The sequence below is a fragment of the Dietzia sp. SYD-A1 genome (genome assembly GCF_015356725.1).
In the GTDB taxonomy this organism is placed as follows: Bacteria; Actinomycetota; Actinomycetes; order Mycobacteriales; family Mycobacteriaceae; genus Dietzia.
The window spans coordinates 1-4088 of sequence record NZ_JADDKI010000498.1; the positions used below are offsets into that span (position 1 = coordinate 1).

Sequence of the window (4088 nt, forward strand, 5' to 3'; positions counted from 1 at the left end):
CATGGCCGTCGCCGGCCGCATCGGCCCCGGTGACCTGACGATCGAATACGGCCGGCCGGGCCGGGTCGGTGCGGCGGGCCCCACCGACTTCGAGGTCATGGGCTCCACGACCCCCGTCGACATCGGCCCGGCCCCCGCCTGGCGCAACCTGAGGATCCCCCTCGAATCGATCCCCGCCGACGCCGAGGTCGTGCGCGTGGTGGCGACCGACGGCAACCTGGACCCCGACTGGTGGCTCGCCGTGACCCCGCCGCGGAACCCGCGCCTTCGCACTCTCGACGAGGTCGTGGGCCACACCGACCCGGTGCTCGTCGACTGGGTGGTGGCGCTGGCCTTCCCGTGCCAACGCCCCTTCGTCCACAACGGCGGGGTCGCCGAGATCCCCCGCTACCGGATCCTCGCCGACCGCGAGTCCTCGGCCGCCGCCAACTGGTGGCAGAGTGCGGGCGGCGGCGGGCCCCTGTTGTGGACCACGCAGACGGTGGAGGCCGTCACCGTCCCCACCTACCTCGACCACGACTGGTCGAGGGACTGGGGCTCCCTCCAACGGTTCGAACCCCTCGACCCCGGCGCGACGCCCGCCGACCTCGTGCGCAGCAGTTCCGTCCAGTGGGGCTGGACCACGCCGGGTCCCATGAGGTGACCGTCGCCTAGAATCGGACGTCGTGTCAGACTCCCCCGCAGCTTCCGGCCCGGTCGCCGCCGACGCCCGTGTCGCGAGGCTCCGCCTCATCGCCATCGTCAGCGGACTCCTGGGCACCCTGTGCTTCCTGTCCCTGCCGTTCCTCCCGGTCAGCCAGACCACCTCGAGCGTGCAGTGGCCACAGAACGGATCGGTCGACTCGGTGACCGCGCCGCTGATGGCGCATTCGCCTCAGCGGTTCACCGCGACCGTCCCCTGCGCCCTGGTCGCGGACCTGCCCGCCGACGGCGGGATCCTGCTGTCGACCGCCCCGGCGGGCGGCGAGGAGGCGGGCGACCGGGCCCTGTTCGTCCGGGCCTCCGCGGACACCGTCGACGTGGTCTCCCGCAACCGGGTCATCGTCTCCGCACCGCGTGACCAGGTCGCCGGGGGCGGGTGCGGCCAGCTGAGCGTGGTGGCGACTCCGACCTATGTCGAGGCGTCGTTCGAGGGTATCGACGACCCCGCCGCGACCCGCCGGGTCGACGCCGACGACCTGCGGCCGATGGTCGTGGGCATCTACACCGACCTGCCGTCCGACACCGCCGTCCCGGCAGGCCTCGAGGTGGTCGTCGACGTCGATTCGCGCTTCACCACCGACCCGACCGCCCTGAAGTGGGCGGCCATCGTGATCGGCTTGATCGCCACCGCCGTGGCCCTGTGGGCCCTGCACGGACTCGACCAGACCGACGGTCGCCGGTCCCGCCGCTTCCTGCCCCGCGGGTGGTTCAGGATCCGGCTCCCGGACGTGGCCGTGATCGGCACGCTCGGTGTGTGGCACTTCGTCGGCGGCAACACCTCCGACGACGGGTACATCATGTCGATGGCCCGGGCCGCGGACCCCGCCGGCTACATGGCCAACTACTACCGCTGGTACGGGGTCCCGGAATCGCCGTTCGGCTCCCCCTACTACGACCTGCTCACGATGCTCGCCCACGTGTCCACCGCCAGCCCGTGGATGCGGCTGCCCGCGCTGATCGCGGCGATCCTGTGCTGGCTCGTCATCAGCCGCGAGGTCCTGCCGCGGCTCGGCCGCGCCGCACGGACCACCCCGGTGGTGGTGTGGAGCGCCGCCGCCGTGTTCCTCGCCTTCTGGATGGCCTTCAACAACGGCCTGCGGCCCGAGCCCGTCATCGCCCTCGGCGCACTGCTCACCTGGACGTCGGTCGAACGCGCCATCGCCACCCGGCGCATGTTGCCGTACGCGGTCGCGGTGATCCTCGCCTCCTTCTCCCTGGCCACCGGCCCCACCGGACTGATGGCCGTCGCCGCACTCGTCATGGGGCTGCGCCCCGTCCTGCGCACCGTCGTGGTGCGCGGACGCGAGGTCGGCTCACGCCTGGCCCTGGTCGCCCCGGTACTCGCCGCGGGGACCATGGTGCTCATCAGCGTCTTCGGCATCCAGTCCCTGGCCTCGGTACTCGAGGCGATCCGGGTGCGCGGCGAGATCGGCCCCAACCTGAACTGGTACGAGGAGTTCGTCCGCTACTACTACCTGATGATCCCGACCGTCGACGGTTCGCTCTCCCGTCGACTCCCGGTGTTGCTGGTCCTGCTGTGCCTCGTCATGGTGATCGGCACCCTGCTGCGCCGCGGCAAGATCCCGGGCGCGGCCTCGGGGCCCGTCTGGCGCCTGGTCGGCGTGGTCGTGGGCACCGCCTTCTTCATGATGTTCTCCCCCACCAAGTGGACCCACCACTTCGGTGTGTACGCGGGGATCGGCGCGGCGATCGCGGCGCTCGGCGCCATGGCCATCGCCGCGTCCGCGGTCCGCACCGCCCGCAACAGGACCGTGTTCCTGGGTATCACCCTGGTGGTGCTCGCCCTGGCCTTCGCCGGCCCCAACGGCTGGTGGTACGTCTCGAGCTACGGCATCCCCTGGTGGGACAAGGCCCCCAGCATCCGGGGCATCGACGCGGCCACCGTCCTGCTGGGCCTGGCGGTGCTGACCTTCGCCTACGCCGGATGGCAGCACCTCCGCCAGGATTACACCGGCACACAGGCGCCCAGGACCCGCGAGGGCCGTCGGCGTATGCGGACCATCGCCGCCGCACCCATCGCGGTGGTCGCGGGGCTGCTCGTCGTCTTCTCCATCGCCTCGTTCGCCAAGGGGGTCCACAAGCAGTACCCCGCGTACACAATCGCGGCGGGCAACTTCTCCGCCCTCGCCGGCAACCCGTGCATGCTCGCCGACCGCGTCCTGGTGGAGCCCGACGCCAACGACGGCATGCTCACCCCGCTCGCCGCGACCCCCGGCCCGGACGGGTCGATCGACCCCGCGGACCGTGCGGCGGCCATCGAGGCCGGCGAGAACTCGGGGTTCACCCCGGACGGCGTCGCGCCCGACCTGTCGGCCGACGCGGTGGTGGCCGATCCCGGCGCCGCCAACACCACGCAGGAGCCCGGCGGCGGCCCCACCGTGAGCACCGGGGAGAGCGCCGGTACCGCCGGCGGCCAGGGCGCCGAGGGCGTCAACCAGTCGACGGTGGCCCTTCCCTTCGGGCTCGACCCGGCCACCACCCCGGTCCTCGGGTCGTACCTCGTGGGACCGCAACGGGAGTCGAGCCTCGAGACCGGCTGGTACCGGCTGCCGGAGAACCGCGAGACCCATCCGCTCCTGGTCATCTCCGCCGCCGGACGGATCGGACGCTACGACGCCGACGGCCTGTACCGGTACGGGCAGGAGGTCATCGTGGAGTTCGGCCGCGCCACCGAGGGCGGTGCCGAGGTGGTGGGAGAGCCCGTCGTGCCGTTCGACATCGGCCCCGCCCCCACCTGGCGGAATCTCCGGGTCGATATGCAGGACGTGCCGGCCGAGGCCGATGTCATGCGGATCCAGGTCAACGACGACGACCTGACCCCCGACCAGTGGGCGGCCATCACCCCGCCGCGCGCGCCGGAACTCGTCACGGTCCAGGAGCTCGTCGGGTCGGACTCGCCCGTCATGCTGGACTGGGCGGTGAGCCTGCAGTTCCCGTGCCAGCGACCCTTCTCGCACTACGCCGGCGTCGCCGAGCTGCCCGAGTACCGGATCCTCCCCGATCGGCCGCTGGCGGTCGCCGCCACCACCACGTGGCAGTCGTACGAGTCCGGTGGCCCGCTCGGGTGGATCGAGGTCGCGCAGCGCGCCCGCACGATCCCCTCGTACCTGCGACACGACTGGAACCGGGACTGGGGCTCCATCGAGGCCTACACCCCGCTGGGGACCTACCAGGAGGACCCGCCGGAGCCTGCCGAGGTGACCATCGGGACCGAGACCCGCTGGGGATGGTGGCGGCCCGAGGGCCCGATCCTGGTCACGGATCCGGAGTCCTAGCGACCCTCCGGCCTCGCGGCTCGCCTGCAGAGAACCGCGACCCCGCCCATCGAGGGCGGGGTCGCGGTCGTCTACACGGCCCCGCGCTCG

General features: G+C 72.3%; 2 protein-coding genes. Both read left to right on the forward strand.

Annotated features, from left to right (window positions below; all coding sequences use genetic code 11):
* Nucleotides 1-643: arabinosyltransferase C-terminal domain-containing protein (locus tag IY392_RS16100; protein WP_194861763.1), on the forward strand; the 643-nt coding region annotated here is incomplete at its 5' end.
* Nucleotides 644-665: 22 nt separating this feature from the next.
* Complete coding sequence (locus IY392_RS16105) at nucleotides 666-3998, forward strand: arabinosyltransferase domain-containing protein (RefSeq protein WP_194861764.1); 3333 nt, start codon at nucleotides 666-668, stop codon at nucleotides 3996-3998.
* Nucleotides 3999-4088 lie beyond the last annotated feature (90 nt).